The following is an 18295-nucleotide window of genomic DNA, read 5'->3' as shown; positions in this document are numbered from 1 at the left end:
CAGTCTTTCAAAGGCGGGCGTGCTCAGCCAGGCCGTTCTGCGCTGTGGACCTCAAAACGTCCATCGGCACCGGGTAGCCAGTCATGAGTTGCACCTGACCGACCGCCTGCCCAGCGAGCAGGTCCAAGCCGTCAATGACGGTTGCACCAGCGATCTTCCCAGCCACGGCCAAAGGGGTTGGCCAGGGATCATAGACGACGTCAAAGACCGCATTAGCTCGAGCAGCGAGATCTTCAGCACGCCTTATCAAGGAACCGGCTGGAACCGTCGAGACTATGAGGTTGCACCGCGGAGGCTCCGATTCGAAAGGCAACCAGGCAACACGAATGCCGAGGCCATCAGCAAGTTTAAGGATCTTCGTGGACCGTTCGCGCGAGCGCGACATCACGACGGCTTCGCCCGCTCCCATCCCAATGGCAGCCGCAAGAACAGACCGGGCTGTTGCGCCCGCCCCCAGCATGACAACCTTCTCGACATCAGTCACTCCCCTGGCACGAAGCGCAGCCTCTGCCCCCGTGACGTCGGTATTGCGGACGATGGTCGTGCCGTCACGACAAACCCAGGTATTCGCCGCTCCCAACATGTCAACCGTCGCGTCGGTCTCCCCCAACTCGACGAGATCGGCCTTGTGAGGCATCGTCACTGATAGCCCTCGCCAGGAACCGTCGAGCCCCTCAATAAAAGCACGCAAACCACCAGGCTCGACGTCGATGGCCTGGTAGGACCACTCCAGGCCGAGGACCTGGTATGCGGCGCGGTGAATTGCCGGGGACAAGGAGTGAGCCACTGGATGGCCAATCACCGCACAGCGCATCGCCAGTCCTCCTAGATCAGCACGTATTGTCCTAGCACTTCCCCTTGTGGTCCTGACACCAAGCTTGGAATTTCTTGACATTTTTCTCGTGCTCAGCCAGCGTCTTGGAATACGCCGTAGTGCCCTTGTCAGGATCTGTAACAACCCAATAAAGGTAGTCACTCTTAATCGGTGTCACAGCTGCCTCCATAGATGTCGCACCGGGGTTGTCGATAGGGGTAGGCGGCAAGCCGTTATACAAATAGGTGTTGTACGGCGAATCCTTGGCACGCTGTTCGTCGTTCGTTGTCAGCTTGCCTTCGACGTGGTTGGCGTAGAGCACCGTAGCATCCGACTCCAACTTCATTCCTTGTTGGAGGCGGTTGTAGATGATCCCGGCGATCATCTGCATATCTTTTGGCTTTTTGGCCTCTCTTTCCAAGATGGAGGCGACGATGAGGGCATCGTAGGGGCTACGTTTAATAGTCTGAGCCTGGCCAATGAAATTCATCGTGTTAACCTGCTTGGCGAACTGATTCGTTTGCATCTGCAGGATTTCTAGCGGAGTTGGATTTGACCCCACCTCATAGGTGTCGGGAAAGAGGAAGCCCTCTGGGCGCCCCTTGGCCCAGACCGGCAGGCCTAGCTTCGCAGTTTGCTTATACGCATTCTGGAAGCTGCCAACTGGCATCGTGGTTCCCTTGGCCATGATCCCGAACTGTTGCTCTGTGGTTAAGCCCTCGGGCAGGGTGACACGGGTGCGCTGGATATTGTCCGGATTGTCCAGAATGGACACGGCCTTTGCGGCGTTCATATGCGTCTTGAGCTTGTACTGACCAGCCTGAATAGTAACGTCAGATTCCGAATCGCGAAGGGCCTTGTTATATGCCTTCGTTGACTTGACGACGTCGTTATCGAGCAGGATCGAGCCAACTTCGCTTACCGATGCGCCAGCAGGTACCCGAACTAAGACGTCCTTCTCGCCATCTCCGAGGTAGTCGTCAGCAGACTTGTACGAGATGTAGCCGTCGTAGACCTTCACACCGACGAAGACGCACCCGCCGACGAGCACGGTCAGGGAAAGGATGACGGCGACCGCGCTGCGAAGTTTGTACCAAAATTCCGCCTTCGGGTCATCGTGCTCGTTGAACGGTCCGCTCACGAATCCGCCCCTCCCGTCGCCGTCTCCGATTGGCCTAATCGGACTTGCTCCAACACGTGTTCCAGTATGGCCACAGCAGCGGCCTGATCAATCACGCCACGCTGTTTACGTGCGTTGCGCCCCGCCTCGTGAAGTGCTCGAGCCGCCGTACGCGTGGTCATTCTCTCATCGACCCAGCGCACTGGGATCGGGTTAATAGCCTCGGCCAACTGGCGTCCGGCATCCCGAACGTCTTGCGCGGCCAACTGCTCGGTCCCATTAAGGGCAACCGGAAGCCCCATGATGACCTCAACTGGTTCGTACTCGGCAACGATTTCGGCCAAGCGCTGCACGGGGCGGTCGGCGGTATGCACCGTCTCAACAGGGAAGGCCAGAATCGCGTCGCGGTCGCTCGCGGCCACGCCAATCCGTGCTTTTCCCCAGTCGATGGCAAGTCTCACACCGCACAGAGACGTGTCCGGACGTTCGGCAGGGTTCACAGCGCGGTCAGTTCAGTGTTAACAGCACGCAGAGCGGCGTCGATACCGGTGGGGTCGCTGCCAGCCCCCTGGGCCATGTCGTCCTTACCGCCACCGCGGCCACCAATCGGAGCAACGCCGACCTTGATAAGAGCACCTGCTTTGGCACCAGCAGCGCGTGCTGACTCAGTGGTGGCGACGATCATGGCCGGCTTGTCATGAGTGCCGCCGATTAGGGTGACAACGGCGGGACGATCCTTGACGCGGGCTCGGATCTCAGCGGCGAGGGTACGCAAGTCGCTACCCGCGACACCTGGAACCTTGGCAGCGACGAGGTCGAAGGACCCGGCTGGAGTAGTCCCGGCAACGATGTCATCAACCTGACCCAAGAGCTCACGGGTTCGAGCAGCGCCGAGCTTACGCTCGGCCTCCTTGAGATCGGCCGCGAGCTTCGAGACACGGTCGGCGAGCTGATCCGGCTGCACCTTGAGGATTCCGGTCAACTCGTTGACGAGCGCCCGCTCAGCCGCCATGTGACGGAAAGCATCAGTGGAAACGAGGGCCTCGACGCGCCGGGTACCCGAACCGACCGACTGCTCCCCTAGCAGACTTAGCATGCCAATACGACCGGTGGAGGCAACGTGAGTGCCACCGCACAACTCGCGCGACCACGGGCCAGCCAGCTCGACGACACGCACGATCGGCGGGTACTTTTCGCCGAACATGGCCATCGCTCCCATGGCTTTGGCATCCTCCAGCGGCATCTGGGTATCAGTAACCTCGAAGTCGTCATGAATGGCAACGTTGCAACGCTCTTCGATTTCGTCTTTCAGAGAGTCTGACAGACCCTTGGTAGCGGAGAAATCAAAGCGCAGATAGCCGGGCTTGTTGTAGGAGCCGGCCTGGGTGGCCGATGGCCCTACGAGCTCGCGTAAAGCGGCATGGATGACATGGGTGGCGGTATGGGCCTGGCAGGCTCCAAAACGAGTGGCCGGGTTGACCAGGGCTGTCACCCGATCGCCAACGGCGAGATCACCGTCGAGATGTACCTTGTGGACGATCAGGCCTGGTACCGGACGCTGCACGTCAAGAACCTCAAAGTCGATCCCGTTGGCGCGAATGATGCCAGAATCAGAATCTTGGCCACCCATCTCGGCATAGAACGGGGTCTCGGCCAACACGATCTCGACGACGGCCCCCGGCTCAGCAGCCGTCACGGAAGTACCGTTAGCGATGATGCCAGTAACGGTGGTATCGACCGTCAAATCGGTGTAGCCGAGGAATGGGGTTTCACCGAGGGCACGAACTTGGGAGTAAGCCTCCCGATCCGTGAGTAGGCCCTTCTTCGCCTGAGAGTCAGCTTTAGCGCGGGCACGCTGCTCAGCCATGAGGGCGGTGAACTTGTTGCGATCAACCTCTAACCCTTGCTCGGCCGCCATTTCGAGAGTGAGGTCGATTGGGAACCCGTAAGTGTCGTGAAGCTGGAAGGCTTTCTCCCCCGAGAGGGTCTTTGACCCGGAGGCCTTAGTTTCGACCACGGCTGCATCGAGCATCGCGGTACCCGAGCTTAGAGTGCGTCGGAAGGTGTCCTCTTCCGCTGTGGCGGCACCGATGACGCGATCCCACTGGGTGAGGACATCAGGGAAGGAATCAGCCATAAGATCACGAGATACCGAGAGCAACTCGGGTAATACTGGATCCGCCACACCGAGCAGACGCATGGCGCGAACGACGCGACGCAGCAGACGACGCAACACATAACCGCGGGCCTCATTACCAGGGGTAACTCCGTCGGTCATGAGCATGAGACCGGAACGGACGTGGTCAGCAACTACGCGTAGTCGGACGTCGTCGTCGTGGCGAGCACCGTACCGCTTGCCCGACATCTCGGAAGCTTTCTCAATGACAGGGAATACCTGGTCAGTCTCGTACATATTGTCGACGCCCTGGAGCAGATAGGCAATACGTTCGAGACCGGCACCAGTGTCGATGTTAAGGCTGCGCAATGGGCCTGCGATGTCGAAGTCATCTTTAGCGCGCACCGCTGAGAGATCCTCGGTCTCGAATACGAGGTTCCAGATCTCAAGGTAACGGTCCTCATCTGCTTCTGGACCACCGTCGGGACCATAGGCTGGGCCACGATCGATGTAGATTTCCGAGCACGGGCCGCCGGGGCCGGGAACCCCCATATGCCAGTAGTTGTCCTTAAGGGAGCGACCCTGAATCTGCTCGTCAGGGATACCCGCAGCACGCCACGCCTCGCGCGCCTCAATGTCGCCCTCCGGATAGTCAGGGTGAAACCCAGGTCCAAGGACCGTCACCCAGATGCTGGCAGGATCGAAACCCAATCCGCCCTGTTCTGCCGGCTTAGTGACGAGCTCCCATGCGTACTGAATGGCCTCGTTCTTGAAGTAGTCACCGAAGGAGAAATTCCCCAACATCTGGAAGAAAGTGCCGTGACGAGTGGTCTTGCCAACCTCATCAATGTCTAAGGTGCGCACGCACTTCTGAATACTGGTGGCCCGCTTCCACGGGGAGGGCTCAGTGCCCATAAGGTAAGGCTTGAACGGCACCATGCCGGCGTTAACGAACAGCAAGGTGGGATCGTTGTAGAGCAGTGAGGCGCTCGGCACTACGGTATGACCCTTACTTTCAAAGAAGTCGACGAAGCGCTGTCCGATCTCCGCTGTTCTCATGCCTAGCCCTTCTTGACGTGGTCGCTTTTTGTGGCCCGTAAGGGCCGTCCCGTATCGGGACACCGCAGTCCAACCCTACCCGCACGTGCGGCCGGCGACATCTCACCGCGCCACAGAGGGGGTGCGTACTCGGCGTTCTACCAGATCAGTCTTGTTCGCCGCCGCCTTCGGCCGCAGTGGCGCTGTAGCTTACCTCGGTAGGACTGACCGTATTCTCAACCTGGGACTGACGCATCCGACGCTTCGGACGATGAATTGTTCGGCGCACTCCTTCACCAAAGGCCGCAGCCTTGACCATCGGCGTCCCGACGGTCTGGGTAAAGGTTTGGGCCAGCTCGGCGGCCTGGCCAGTAACGATGGTGCCATGCCCAGAAATGGTGTGGATGTCCTCGATCACCTGATCGAGTTTGGAAATCTCGCCATTGGTTATGACGACAGTGCTTTTAACCTCCTCGAGGATCGGCACAGTGGACTCGTCGACGTCACAAACAGCTTTGCGTACCTCGTCGAGGACGCCGCCAAGTTTGAGCAATGGAACCGCGCATAGCGCGACCAGCACTACCGCCGCGAGTGCTGCGATGAGTCCGGCTATCTGACCCAAGGTCATGACTTCTCCTCCTCAATATCTCGCCCAAGCAGCGCCCGTATCTGGCTCAGACGTTGTGCAATAGCAGCCTCATTGCCATGATCGGTCGGGTCGTAATACCGGGTCGAGGCGATATCGTCGGGCAGATACTGCTGCTTGGCAACCCCATGCGGGAAATTGTGGGCGTAACGATATCCGACGCCGTGGCCCAGATCGTGGGCTGATGAGTAGTGGGCGTCACGCAAGTGGGCGGGAACTTCGCCCCCCTTTCCAGCGCGTACATCGGCCAGGGCCCCATCGATAGCGGTGATGACGGCGTTGGATTTCGGGGCGGTGGCTGCGGCAATGGTGGCCTGGGCTAGGTTGAGACGAGCCTCGGGCATCCCGATCAGTTGGACGGCCTGGGCTGCCGCGACACAGGTCTGGAGCACACTTGGGGCGGCCATCCCGATGTCTTCACTGGCGAGAATGATAAGGCGCCGTGCAATAAATCGGGGATCCTCCCCTGCCTCAATCATCCGGGCCAGGTAGTGCAGTGCGGCGTCAACGTCTGAGCCGCGCACGGATTTGATGAAAGCGCTGATGACATCGTAGTGCTGGTCGCCGTCACGGTCGTAGCGCACTGCGGCACGATCAACCGCAGTGGAGACGATCTGACTCGTGATCGTGTCAGTACCTGCCGCACTCGCCCCGGCAGCGGCCTCTTCAAGATAGGTGAGGGCGCGTCGTGCGTCTCCCGCAGCCAGTTGCAGTAGGTCAGCGCGAGCATCGTCCTCCAGGACGTAACGCCTGTCGGACTCAGTTCGCAGGCCGCGTGGATCGCTCAGGGCTCGATCGAGTAACGATGAAACGTCAGCCTCGGTGAGTGGCTTGAGGGTCAACAATAAGGAGCGCGACAACAGCGGGGAGATGACCGAAAAAGACGGGTTTTCGGTGGTCGCCGCGATGAGGGTCACGGTGCGGTTCTCCACTGCCGGGAGCAGGACGTCCTGCTGGGCCTTAGAGAAGCGGTGCACCTCGTCGACGAAGAGAACGGTCGGCTGTCCCAAGGCTAACTGACGTCGGGCAGTGTCAAGTTCCCGACGGATGTCTTTGACTCCGGCCGTTACAGCCGAGATCTCCACGAAGCGTCGGTTCGTGGCGTGGGAGACGACCGAGGCAATCGTCGTCTTACCAACCCCGGGAGGGCCCCACAAGAACACGCTCATGGCCCCGGTCCCCTCGGCCAGGCGGCGCAGGGGTGAACCGGGGGTCAGCAAATGCTGCTGCCCGACGATCTCATCAATGGTGCGCGGGCGAAGCCGAACTGCTAGTGGCGCGTCAGGGTTGGGAGTATCCAGGGACCCACCACTGGTCGCGTCGGATTGAGCCGACGTGACGTTGCCGAAGAGATCCTCACTCACCATGGCACTATATCGCCGCGTTGCGACAGCGAGCCGCTCACGTATGTTCGCGCAGTAACGCTCGGGCAGCGACTGATATCGCCGCCGCCCGTCGTCACCGGTCGTCACGTCGTGGACTTATCTGCCTCCGCATTCGAGGTTTGACCGCCGGAAGGCTTCTTCGGCTTGGCATCGACGCCGGCTTCGCGCCGCTGGGCAGGGGTAATTGGTGCAGGAGCAGCCGTCAGCGGGTCATAGCCGTTACCAGTCTTCGGGAAGGCAATAACGTCACGGATAGTCTCGAAGCCGCCAAGCAGCATAACTAGACGATCCAAACCGAAGGCGATGCCACCGTGCGGCGGCGCGCCAAATTTGAAGGCATCCAGTAGGAAACCGAATTTCTCTTGGGCCTCTTCGGGGCCAATACCCATGACGTTGAAGACCCGTTCCTGAACGTCACGGCGATGGATACGGATCGACCCGCCGCCTACCTCGTTGCCGTTGACGACGAAGTCGTAAGCGTAAGCCAAAGCTGAACCCGGATCGGTGTCGAAGGTATCCAGGCAGTCGGGGGTCGGGCTGGTGAAGGCGTGGTGGACGGCGGTCCAGGCGCCCGTGCCAACGGCGACGTCGCCGGAAGCCTCTGCTTCCTTGGTGGGCTTGAACAACGGGGCGTCAACCACCCAGCAGAAAGCCCAGTCAGATGGATCAAAGAGTTCGCAACGGCGGCCGATTTCCAGACGGGCGGCGCCGAGTAGCTCTTGGGAGGAGGTCTTCGAGCCAGCAGCAAAGAAGATGGCATCACCAGGCTTGGCACCGACCTTCTCGGCGATGCCAGCCTTCTCCTCCTCGGAAATGTTTTTGGCAACTGGACCTTCTGGCACGCCCTCGTCAGAGATCGTGATGTAGGCCAGACCCTTGGCTCCGCGGGTGCGCGCCCACTCCTGCCAGGCGTCGAACTGACGGCGTGGCAGGGAGGCTCCGCCGGGCATCACCACGGCACCGACGTAGGGAGCCTGAAAGACCCGGAACGCAGTGTTGGCAAAGAAATCGGTGACCTCGGTGATCTCGTTGCCAAAGCGCAGATCCGGCTTGTCAGAGCCGTAGCGATCCATCGCCTCGTGCCAGGTGATGCGAGGTAACGGCGTCGGCATGTCGACGCCAATGATCTTCCAACAAGCCGCCATGGTCTCTTCAGCCAGCGCGATGACATCGTCCTGGTCAACGAAGCTCATCTCGACATCAAGCTGGGTGAACTCAGGCTGACGATCGGCACGGAAGTCCTCGTCACGGTAGCAACGAGCGATCTGGTAATAGCGTTCCATACCCGAGACCATGAGCAGCTGTTTGAACAACTGAGGGCTCTGCGGCAGGGCGTACCAACAGCCCGGGGCCAGACGAGCCGGAACCAGAAAGTCGCGAGCGCCCTCAGGGGTAGACCGGGTCAGAGTCGGAGTCTCGATGTCATAAAAATTGTGACGATCCAGCACCTCACGAATGGCGTGGGTCACGTGAGAACGCAGCACCAGGGCTTCATGCTGATGCGGGCGGCGCAGGTCGAGGTAGCGGTACTTCAGACGGGCGTCCTCGCCGACACTGACGTGCTCGTCGATCTGGAAGGGTAGCGGCGCTGAAGGATTGAGCACCTCGAGCTCGGTGATGGCAACCTCAATCTCGCCGGTGGGTAGGTTCGGGTTGGCATTACCCTCTGGACGTGCCTCAACGACTCCGGTCACCCTGATGCAGTACTCGTTGCGCAGGTCATGAGCGCCTGAGGACTCCAAAATCTCATCGCGGATGACGACCTGGGCCAGGCCTGAGGCGTCGCGAAGATCGATGAAGGCGACGCCACCGTGGTCGCGACGATGCCCAACCCATCCGGCGAGAGTCACTTCCTTGCCGATGTCGCTGGCTCGTAGGGTTCCTGCGTCATGGGTTCGCAGCACGTTTCATCCTTCCGTTGTCGCAGGCCACGCATAGACGGTACGGGCCGTAAAACAGCATACCGACGGGCCATGACTGTCGCCATCCGCACCCAGATGCCCATGAGCTGCCCAGCCATAGCATCCGAAACTACGGACGCCGTGGCGATCACAACCGCCACGGCGTCCGTCCCTCAAATCGGATCACACCTGGATCTCAGGGAACCACTCTTCGATCTGCTTACGCATAGCTTCATTTCCGCCAGAACGCTGATTGTGCTCGAGGATCCAGTCGCGGATCGACCCTCCGGCGAGTTCATTAATAGCATTACGCGCAGTCTGTGGGTCGTTGAGTACTTCTTTAAGCATTGAGACCGCTTCGTCGCTAGTGCGGTAGAAATACGGATAATCCTCAGGGACCGTCTTACGTGCCCAGGTGGTATCTGGGAAGACACCGATGGCACCGGCGACGAGAGCCTCGAGGTACTCGAAGCCATAGGCCTCGTTCTTGGCGGTGGCTAGGAAGGCCGTCATGCGGGCTAGGGACTCCCAGTACTCCTCGCGCTGACCGAAGAGGGGGCCAACCGAAGCCCACTTTGGCGACGACATCTTCATCGCCATGACGCTAGCGAGATCGCGCTGACTTAGACGGGCTTCCATTCTCACGTCCATGTCTGCAGCGACGCGGTTCATAACGTCGAGAAATATCTTCGGGCGTTTGGTTTCTGTGAGGTGAATCGCTGGGTAGAGAACCGTCGGAATTTCGGGATCAACGTGCTCGCGAGCGAGGTCATCACGAATGCCAGGCTGGATCCAAGCGACTCGGGCCTGGTGAGCCAGCGGGGAGATCGTCCAGCGGCGAACGAGCTCGGTCACCTCACCAGCAGTGCGCTCGCCAGAGCACAGTGTCGGGAAGAGGGCGTACGCGAGGCCCATAGCCGCAAAGTTCACTTTGTGGTGGTAGTGGGATGGGGGCAACCACTGAAGGTTAAGGATCCTGGGCTCGGCACCCTCGCGGTGCATGGTTTGGAAGACGCCAACCGAATCGATGACGTCGAGGTTGATGACAAGGGTTTCAAGCGGTTCAAGGCTGGTCAGCTTCCTGGCCTCGAATCCATCGCACTGACGATCTTCGTAGTTCACGACGACGGCCCCCGGGTACATGTCGAGAAGCCGCTCAACGAGAGCGGTTCCGCCCCCTCGACTAACAAGTCGACCCTGGTCGTCGACGATCGGACTGTCATCGAGAAAACCCATCTTGATTGCGATGGTCATTGGTCATCTCCCGTTATCTGTGGGCGTCAGGCGCGGCCATGCGCCAAGCTTTGACTGCGACTCTATCGCTAGCCGTGGCACTACGGTAAGTGAACCGACCTCTCCTGCGGCAAAAAGTGTTAACCGTTGATGGTCGGTCCAGTGAGGGTGCTCTGTAGGGCAGGCCCCTCCCGGCCGATGAGTTCTGCCGCCGGAAGATTTGCTAGGGACTGCAACCCAATGACGTAGCGAGCCGTGAAAATCCCCAGCAATTGCGAGAGTCCAAGAGAGGCCCGTATCCCCGCCTCTTCTGCACCGAATCGGGGAATGAGCAAATTGACAACTGGGGCCAAAATTTCCTCGGTGTAAAACTGACGCATCATGTCGAAGGCGTCAGGCTGGGTGAGAAGTGCCTGCACCACACCTTGCATTTGCGGATCCGGTCCTCCCAGGCCAAGGTGACCATCCCAAGCATCGATGAACGCCTTGACCAGGGCCTCCCCCAGATGATCAGGGTCAGTTCGCGAACACACCTCAGCAATAATCCGGTGCGGACCATTGGGAAGGGACATCGCCTCGTTGTAGAGGGATTGCTTAGATCCGAAGTAGTAGCTCACCAACGAGGTGTCCACCTCAGCTTCGCGGGCTATAGCTCTTAGGCTCACTGACTGGAAGTCACCGGCCAGAAAAAGGGAGCGGGCTGCGGCCAAAATAGCGGCTCTCGCAGCCCCAACCTCACCACGTGGACCACGACGAGACGATCGTGCGCACTGTGTCTGAGACATGCCATGACCGTACTCCTCAATGACTTGGCTGAAAAAGACCCCCTACTGCTGCGAAGTGATTTCCACGGTGATGAAATGGAGACATGGACGCACACATCGGCAATGCGATTCCACCGGACGCGCAGGACCTTCGGATGGGTCTTGACGTCGGATCAACGACGATCAAGGCCGTCATCCTCGATCCCGACGAGAACATCCTTTTCGAGGACTACAGACGCCACCACGCCGATATCACCGGCGCTATGGCCTCTCTGCTCGGCGACGCCGCCGATGCTCTTCCCGGCACAAAGGTGCGCGCGACCGTTACCGGATCGGCGGGATTGGGAACCGCAGAGGCATTGGGCCTTACTTTCATTCAGGAGGTCATGGCTGAGACGGCCGCCGTCCAACGTTGGAATCCCGACGCCGACGTGCTTCTCGAACTCGGTGGTGAGGATGCCAAGATCACCTACCTCAAGCCGGTCCCCGAACAGCGCATGAATGGTTCGTGTGCTGGTGGCACCGGTGCCTTCATCGACCAGATGGCTACCCTGCTGCACACCGACACTCCCGGCCTCAATGACCTCGCATCCCGAGCCAAGACCATCCATCCGATCGCCTCGCGCTGTGGTGTTTTTGCCAAGTCCGACCTTCAGCCCCTCATTAACGAGGGAGCCCGCCACGAAGATCTGGCTGCTTCGGTCCTGCAGGCTGTCGCCACTCAGTGCATTGCTGGCCTGGCATGTGGTCGCCCGATTCGAGGTAAGGTCATCTTCCTTGGCGGTCCGCTTCACTTTATGCCAAGTTTGCGAGACGCTTTCTCGCGCGTCCTCGACGGTAAGGTTGACGCGTACATTACCCCAGACCGCGCTCAGCTATACGTGGCTATGGGAGCAGCCCTGACGTCAACGTCTGAACCGGTAGATCTCGCGGAAACTGCGAAACGTTCACGACACGCTCGTACTCAAAACGGGATTTCCCAATCCATGCCACCGCTATTTCGTAGCGAGGAGGAATTGGACGAATTCAATCGGCGGCATTCTCACGCCAAGCTGCCACGCCTACCTTTACATGACGCTCGCGGTAGCCTCTTCCTGGGCATCGACGCCGGATCAACGACTATCAAGTCGGTCCTCATTGATGAGTCCCTCAACATTGTCGCCTCTCACTACGCCTCTAATGAGGGTGACCCGGTAAGCGCCGCGGTGCAAATCCTCGCCGACCTGTACGACGCCATGCCAGCGGAGGCCACGATCGCCCGTACCTGCACCACTGGGTACGGTGAGGGGCTCGTTAAGGCTGCGCTAGAGGCCGAAGACGGCGAAGTCGAAACTATGGCCCATTACCGAGCCGCCGATCATCTGCTTCCCGGGGTGACCGCAATCATTGACATTGGTGGCCAGGACATGAAGTATTTGCGCGTCGTCGATCAAGTCATCGACTCTATCTCTGTCAACGAGGCGTGTTCGTCGGGATGCGGGTCCTTCTTGCAAACCTTTGCTGCCGGCATGGATACCGATATCGAATCATTCTCCTCCATGAGCCTGCTGGCTCAGCATCCGGTAGATCTAGGTAGTCGCTGCACCGTCTTTATGAACTCCTCAGTCAAGCAGGCACAAAAGGAGGGGGCCTCTCCCGCTGATATTGCTGCCGGACTGTCCTACTCAGTGGTTCGCAATGCCTTGTACAAGGTCATTAAGCTTACTGATCCGGCACAACTAGGGAACAAGGTTGTCGTCCAAGGTGGAACCTTCCTCAACAATGCCGTCCTACGTGCCTTCGAAAAGCTCACCGGTCGCGAGGTCGTTCGTCCCGCTGAGGCTGGCCTCATGGGAGCCTATGGAGCTGCCCTGACCGCTCACGCCCGGTTTCATGCCGGAGAGCCCACCACCTCTGAAGGTTTACGGGAGCGCGCTGAACTCGATGGTTTCGCTGTTGAGACTCATCGCGACGACTGCGCGTTGTGTCAAAATCACTGCCAACGCACCATCGCCACCTTCTCCGATGGTCGCGTGTTCGTCTCGGGTAACCGTTGCGACCGTGGCGCCGAGGTCAATAACCGCAAGATGGCCAAGCTTCCGAAGTCTGAGCTGCCCAATGTGTTCGAGGACAAGTACAAGAGGCTCTTTAGCTATCGGCGTTTGACGGCTAAGAAGGCCTTTCGCGGTGATTTAGGCCTGCCTCGCGCTCTCAACATGTACGAAAACTACCCATTCTGGTTCACGACTTTATCGGCACTCGGATACCGTGTCATGATCTCGGGACGCTCCTCCCATGCCCTATTCGAAAAAGGCATGGAATCGATTGCCAGCGAGAATATTTGTTATCCCGCTAAGCTCAACAACGGTCACGTTGAGGACCTTGTGCAGCGTGGGGTGAAACGGATTTTTGATCCCTGTATCCGCTATGAGCAGGTCAGCGTGGCCGACGCGGACGCGCACTTCAACTGCCCGGTGGTTGCCTCGTACCCCGAGGTCATCAGGGCTAACGTCGAAAGTCTACGAGACAAGGACGTCGAGCTTATCTCGCCCTTCCTCTCGCTGGCCGATCCTGACAAGCTTGCTGAGCGGTTGGCTGAGGTTTTCGCCGATGATGATGTCACCGTCGATGAAGCTCGCCGCGCCATTGCCAAAGGTTTGGAGGAAGATAAGGCTTTCCATGACGAAATCCGGAAGATGGGCGAGGATGCCTTGGCCTATATGGCCGAGCACAACGTCCCGGGAATCGTACTGGCAGGCCGTCCGTACCATGTCGATCCGGAGATCCACCACGGAATTCCCGAGATGGTGAACTCCTTGGGAATGGCGGTACTAACCGAGGACTCGGTGGCCCATCTGGGAGCCGACTTACTGGAACGTCCATTACGCGTGCGCGACCAGTGGATGTTCCACTCCCGCCTCTACCAGGCCGCCGCCTTCGTCGGATCCCGTCCCGACCTTGAGTTGGTTCAGCTGAATTCATTCGGCTGTGGCCTTGATGCCATCACCACCGATCAGGTGCGTGAGATCCTGGCCGCGCGCGACCGTATCTACACCACCCTTAAGATCGACGAGGTATCCAATCTGGGAGCGGCTCGCATCCGAATGCGCTCGCTGCAGGCTGCATCGAAGGAACGAGCCAGCCATAACCGCAAGCTTGTGACTCATCCGTTATCGGATGACCGGGTGCCCTTCACCAAAGAGATGAAAGCTACTCACACTATTTTGGTGCCACAGTTCGCCCCCTACCAGACCTCCATCGCCGAGGCTGCCTTGCGGGCCTCTGGCTACCAGGTCGAAGTACTGAAGCAAGCTTCCCGGGAGAACATTGATTATGGCCTGTCGGTAGTCAACAATGATGCTTGTTTCCCGGCTATTGTCGTTATTGGGCAACTCGTGTCGGCACTGAAATCCGGCAAGTACGACCTTGATCACACCACCCTTTTCCTTACTCAGACCGGCGGCATGTGCCGTGCCACCAATTACATCGGTCTGCTGCGCAAAGCTCTCAAGGATGCCGGGTTTGGCAATATCCCGGTCATCGCAGCTTCCCTGCAAGGAGTCGAGGACAACCCGGGCTTCTCCCTGACTGCTCCCCTCATCCACCGCATGGTGCAGGCTATTACCCTTGGCGACCTGCTGCAGAACGTGCACCTTCGTACCCGTCCTTACGAAGCAGTTCCAGGATCGGCTGATGGCCTCATGCGCCGCTGGACGACCATAGCGCGCGAGCATTTCCTGAACGGTGGACATTCCACGACGTGGGGACGCCGGACGTCTTACAAGACCATGATCAACAGCATCGTTGACGATTTCGAACATCTCGAATTGGCCGATGGACCGCGTAAACCGCGGGTCGGTGTGCTTGGCGAGATTTTGGTGCAGTTCCATCCTGACGCCAATAACCACATCGTCGAGACCATCGAATCCGAGGGTTGTGAGGCTGTCTTGCCGGGCCTGATGTGGTTCGTCTACAACTGCTTGTCTGCTGGTGACTACAACTACAAGACCTTCGGCACCGACAAGTGGAGCCGTCACGTCAAGAAAGCTTTCCGAGCCCTGCTCATGCAGTACCAGAAGCCGGTCACCACAGCATTACGCAAGTCGACTCGGTTTGAAGTCCCGACCCCAATCACCGAACTCATGGCGGATGCCCAACGCATTGTTCAGCTCGGTAACCAGGCCGGTGAGGGCTGGTACCTCGTCGGTGAGATGGTCGACATGATCCGTGAGGGCGTACCGAATATCGCTGTTGTGCAGCCCTTCGCGTGCCTACCGAACCACGTCACCGGGCGTGGTATCTTCCGCGAGATCCGCCGTCAGTTCCCGCAGGCCAACGTGGTGTCTGTCGATTATGATCCGGGGGCTTCTCAAGTAAACCAGCTCAACCGCATCAAATTGATGGCCGCTACCGCTCGAGATCGCAACGTCAGCGAGGAACGTGACGCCGGACAGGCAGTGCGCCCGGAACCTGACGAGGAGATCCCAACCTCACCGCCGACAGCTTCACGCCCAGATCTCAACGGGAAACCGGTTATGGAGCTGTCTGTGCATCTGTGAGGGTCCTTGGGACCCGGTGCTATTGTCACCGTCATGAAACTGGTTGGCACACGTCCGATCCACACTGATCGGCTGGTGCTCCGCCGATGGTCAGTTGACGACGCCCAACAGATGTACGACAACTTGGCTAGTGACACCGAGGCCACCCGGTTTGTGACCTGGCCGCCGCATCCCAACGTCGACGCGACCCGGTTGCTGCTGACCGGTTGGGTACGCGGCTACGACGACCCCGCCACCTTCAATTGGGCAGTGTGGCTGGACGAGGTCATCATCGGCCAGATTGCTGTGGTCAACGTTGATAGGAGAGTCAACCTCGCCGAGCTGGGCTACTGCTTTGGCAGACGCTGGTGGAATCATGGCTACGCGACCGAAACGGTCAAAGCGGTGATGTCTTACTTGTTCGACATCGCCAAGGTCAACAAGGTTGAGGCTCGCCACGATCCGGCGAACATTGCCTCCGGGAGAGTAATGGAGAAGGCGGGAATGGTCACCGAAGGGTTGCGGCGAGCCTGCGTGATCGGTTCGTGCGGCCCACGAGACTCCCAGTACCATGGCCTGCTGCGCAGCGAATGGAGAGGCCAGCAGGCTGATGACTGATCGTCGTGAGGTGACCTGCCGACGCTGGCGCGCTACCTTCCTCGTCCTCGCCTCGCTTGCCTCGCTTACCTGGGCCTTCGCGGGAGTGCTCAACCCGGCCATGAGCCAGCTGCACGCATTCGTTTCGGAGTATTCGGCGCGTGATCAGCCGTGGCGTTACCTCTTCCAGACCACCGATGTCATCATGGGGACATTGCTGTGTCTGGCAGGTCTGGCAACTCTCGTGTGGGCCCGACACCGCCCCCTCGGACGTCAGGGATGGTCGGGAGTCGGCTTCGTTGCAGGAGGGTTCTTCAGTGTCCTCGATGCCCTGGTTACGATGGACTGCTCTCCCACTCGTTCCCAAGCGTGCATGGCTGCTGAAGAGGCCGGACACGTCAGTGTGAACCACATAGTCCACGTCGGGACCTCGACGATTGTCGTCGTCGGATTCGCGCTACCGATCCTGCTGCTCAACTCGACCATGACGAGATTCCGCGGATTCGGCCTTGTGGTGACGTGGGCTTGGGTGGTTTTTACCCTCCTCAACGGCATCGGTGCCGTAGGTTGGTTTGTCGGCACACCGATGGACTACACGGGAATCTGGCAGCGATTCAGCTTGGGACTGGGAACGCTGTGGTGGCTCATTCTCGCTGCTGATGACATCGTCACGGCGCGTGTTCAAGATCGCGCGCGCTCCTGCTGAGTTCCCTCACGCGGTCGTAAGGTCCCAGGTTTACTGGGAGCCATCCTGGCCTGAGGTCACCAGGTACCGATCACACCGGGATGAAGGTCTTCGGTAGGCGGGTTCCACGCCCCAGCATCAGCCTCAACCTGATCGCCCGACCGAATGTCCTTGACGGTGTCGGCGTCACGGTAGTCGGCGTGTTTGACGCCTGGGAACCACACAAATGGTATGCCGCGACGATCAGCATGCTTGATCTGCTTCCCGAACTTGTCAGCCTTCGGAGCTACCTCGCATGGGATGCCGCGGGAACGCAATGCGGAAGCGATGACCTCCGAAGTAGCGCGATCCTCCTCAGTATTAACGGCAACGAGAACCGCCGAAGGAACCGAACGTGAGGAAGACAGCTCGCCGCGGGAAAGGATCGGCGCCAGCAAACGGGTGAGGCCCAGAGAGATGCCCACACCCGGGTAGACATGTTTACCATCGGAGGCAAGGGACTCATAACGACCTCCCGAGCAGACTGAACCCATCGACTCGTGACCGGTGAGCTCAGTTTCGTAGACGGTTCCGGTGTAGTAGTCGAGCCCGCGCGCGATTTTGAGGTTGGCAACCATGCGTCCGGGAACCGCCTTATTAACGGCAGCAACTACCCGGTTGAGGGAGTCCAGGCCCTCTTCGAGCATGTCATTGGCCACCCCCAACTCGCGTACCTTGGCAATAAAGGAGTCGTCCACCGACTGAATCGAGGCCAGAGCGACGCACTTAGCCGCGGCGTCATCAGAAAGGTTCAACTCGTCGACAAGCAGTTTGCGGACGGCGTCCGGGCCAATCTTGTCGTACTTGTCGACCCGCTGTAGCACCGCCATCGGATCGGCGATGCCGAGCCCGCGATAGAACCCTTCGGAGAGCTTGCGGTTGTTGACGTGCATCGTAACGGTCGGAAATCCCAGCTCAGTGTGCAGTCGTTCAAGGGCTGACAGCATCACTAGCGGGGTTTCGACATCGTGGTGCTCCGCAAGGGTCTGGTCGCCAACAATGTCGATATCGGCCTGGGTGAACTCGCGGTAGCGACCCTCCTGCGGACGCTCGCCACGCCACACTTTCTGAATCTGGTACCGGCGAAACGGGAAATACAGATGTCCAGCATTCTCCAGTACGTAACGTGCAAACGGGACGGTCAGGTCGAAGTGCAGGCCAAGGCGATCCTTCCCGGAACGCGTGTCGTGCGAGTCGGCGTGCAGCCGGTCGACGACGTAGACTTCTTTGTCGATCTCTCCCTTGCGAGTGAGCTGTTCCATCGGCTCGACGGCGCGAGTACGAATCGGTGCGAAGCCATGAAGCTCGAAGGTCTCCTCAAGAATCCGGGTCACATGGTTCTCTACCATCTGTCCTGAGGGCAGGAACTCGGGAAAACCGGACAGGGGCTTGAGACGGGCCATGAGGAAATCCTTCGAAAAGTTGAGTACAACAGCGGGT

At 59.3% G+C, this 18295-nt stretch carries 13 protein-coding genes; 3 read left to right on the top strand and 10 right to left on the bottom strand.

Features of this window, described 5'->3' with window-relative positions; all coding sequences use genetic code 11:
• Window positions 1-7 precede the first annotated feature (7 nt).
• The 9 genes from CPA42_RS06310 to CPA42_RS06265 all read right to left on the bottom strand — a co-directional run bounded on the left by CPA42_RS06310 (window position 8) and on the right by CPA42_RS06265 (window position 11038).
• Entirely contained in the window at window positions 8-814 is an 807-nt protein-coding gene (locus CPA42_RS06310; protein ID WP_002516773.1) for a shikimate dehydrogenase, read from the bottom strand.
• A 31-nt stretch (window positions 815-845) separates the two neighbouring features.
• Complete coding sequence (mltG, locus tag CPA42_RS06305) at window positions 846-1955, bottom strand: endolytic transglycosylase MltG (RefSeq protein WP_002517973.1); 1110 nt, start codon at window positions 1953-1955, stop codon at window positions 846-848.
• Window positions 1952-2395, bottom strand: coding sequence for a Holliday junction resolvase RuvX (gene ruvX / locus CPA42_RS06300; RefSeq protein WP_002518938.1), 444 nt, complete (start codon window positions 2393-2395; stop codon window positions 1952-1954). The genes mltG and ruvX overlap by 4 nt, the downstream gene beginning before the upstream one ends.
• A gap of 35 nt (window positions 2396-2430) precedes the next feature.
• Window positions 2431-5109 carry an alanine--tRNA ligase gene (gene alaS, locus CPA42_RS06295; RefSeq protein ID WP_002516801.1) on the bottom strand — a complete coding sequence of 893 codons (2679 nt, stop codon included), beginning with the start codon at window positions 5107-5109 and terminating at the stop codon, window positions 2431-2433.
• Between the two features lie 145 nt (window positions 5110-5254).
• Window positions 5255-5716, bottom strand: coding sequence for a DUF948 domain-containing protein (locus CPA42_RS06290; RefSeq protein ID WP_002516862.1), 462 nt, complete (start codon window positions 5714-5716; stop codon window positions 5255-5257).
• Entirely contained in the window at window positions 5713-7101 is a 1389-nt protein-coding gene (locus CPA42_RS06285) for a replication-associated recombination protein A (protein ID WP_002516867.1), read from the bottom strand. Before CPA42_RS06285 ends, CPA42_RS06290 begins: the two co-directional genes overlap by 4 nt.
• Before the next feature lie 101 nt (window positions 7102-7202).
• Window positions 7203-9023 (bottom strand): aspartate--tRNA ligase, encoded by a 1821-nt coding sequence (gene aspS / locus CPA42_RS06280; protein WP_002518939.1) that lies wholly within the window; start codon window positions 9021-9023, stop codon window positions 7203-7205.
• A gap of 180 nt (window positions 9024-9203) precedes the next feature.
• Window positions 9204-10274: a hypothetical protein gene (locus CPA42_RS06270; protein WP_002516429.1), complete on the bottom strand. Its 1071-nt coding sequence runs from the start codon at window positions 10272-10274 to the stop codon at window positions 9204-9206.
• A 119-nt stretch (window positions 10275-10393) separates the two neighbouring features.
• The gene (locus tag CPA42_RS06265; RefSeq protein WP_002516424.1) at window positions 10394-11038 is read right to left on the bottom strand and encodes a TetR/AcrR family transcriptional regulator; all 645 of its coding nucleotides are present in this window, start codon (window positions 11036-11038) and stop codon (window positions 10394-10396) included.
• An 83-nt stretch (window positions 11039-11121) separates the two neighbouring features.
• On the opposite strand from CPA42_RS06265, the gene CPA42_RS06260 reads away from it, so the two are divergent.
• From CPA42_RS06260 to CPA42_RS06250, 3 genes are read left to right on the top strand one after another with little or no spacing between them, the layout of a single operon-like run.
• Entirely contained in the window at window positions 11122-15555 is a 4434-nt protein-coding gene (locus tag CPA42_RS06260) for an acyl-CoA dehydratase activase-related protein (RefSeq protein ID WP_002529970.1), read from the top strand.
• Window positions 15556-15588: 33 nt separating this feature from the next.
• Window positions 15589-16152 carry a GNAT family N-acetyltransferase gene (locus CPA42_RS06255; protein ID WP_002518942.1) on the top strand — a complete coding sequence of 188 codons (564 nt, stop codon included), beginning with the start codon at window positions 15589-15591 and terminating at the stop codon, window positions 16150-16152.
• Window positions 16145-16837 (top strand): DUF998 domain-containing protein, encoded by a 693-nt coding sequence (locus tag CPA42_RS06250; RefSeq protein WP_002516426.1) that lies wholly within the window; start codon window positions 16145-16147, stop codon window positions 16835-16837. The genes CPA42_RS06255 and CPA42_RS06250 overlap by 8 nt, the downstream gene beginning before the upstream one ends.
• Window positions 16838-16893: 56 nt before the next feature.
• On the opposite strand, the gene hisS is transcribed toward CPA42_RS06250, so the two are convergent.
• Window positions 16894-18258, bottom strand: coding sequence for a histidine--tRNA ligase (gene hisS, locus CPA42_RS06245; protein WP_002518943.1), 1365 nt, complete (start codon window positions 18256-18258; stop codon window positions 16894-16896).
• Window positions 18259-18295 lie beyond the last annotated feature (37 nt).

The sequence above is a fragment of the Cutibacterium acnes genome, from assembly GCF_003030305.1.
GTDB classification, from domain to species: Bacteria; Actinomycetota; Actinomycetes; order Propionibacteriales; family Propionibacteriaceae; genus Cutibacterium; species Cutibacterium acnes.
This window is presented reverse-complemented; position numbering and strand designations above follow the sequence as displayed.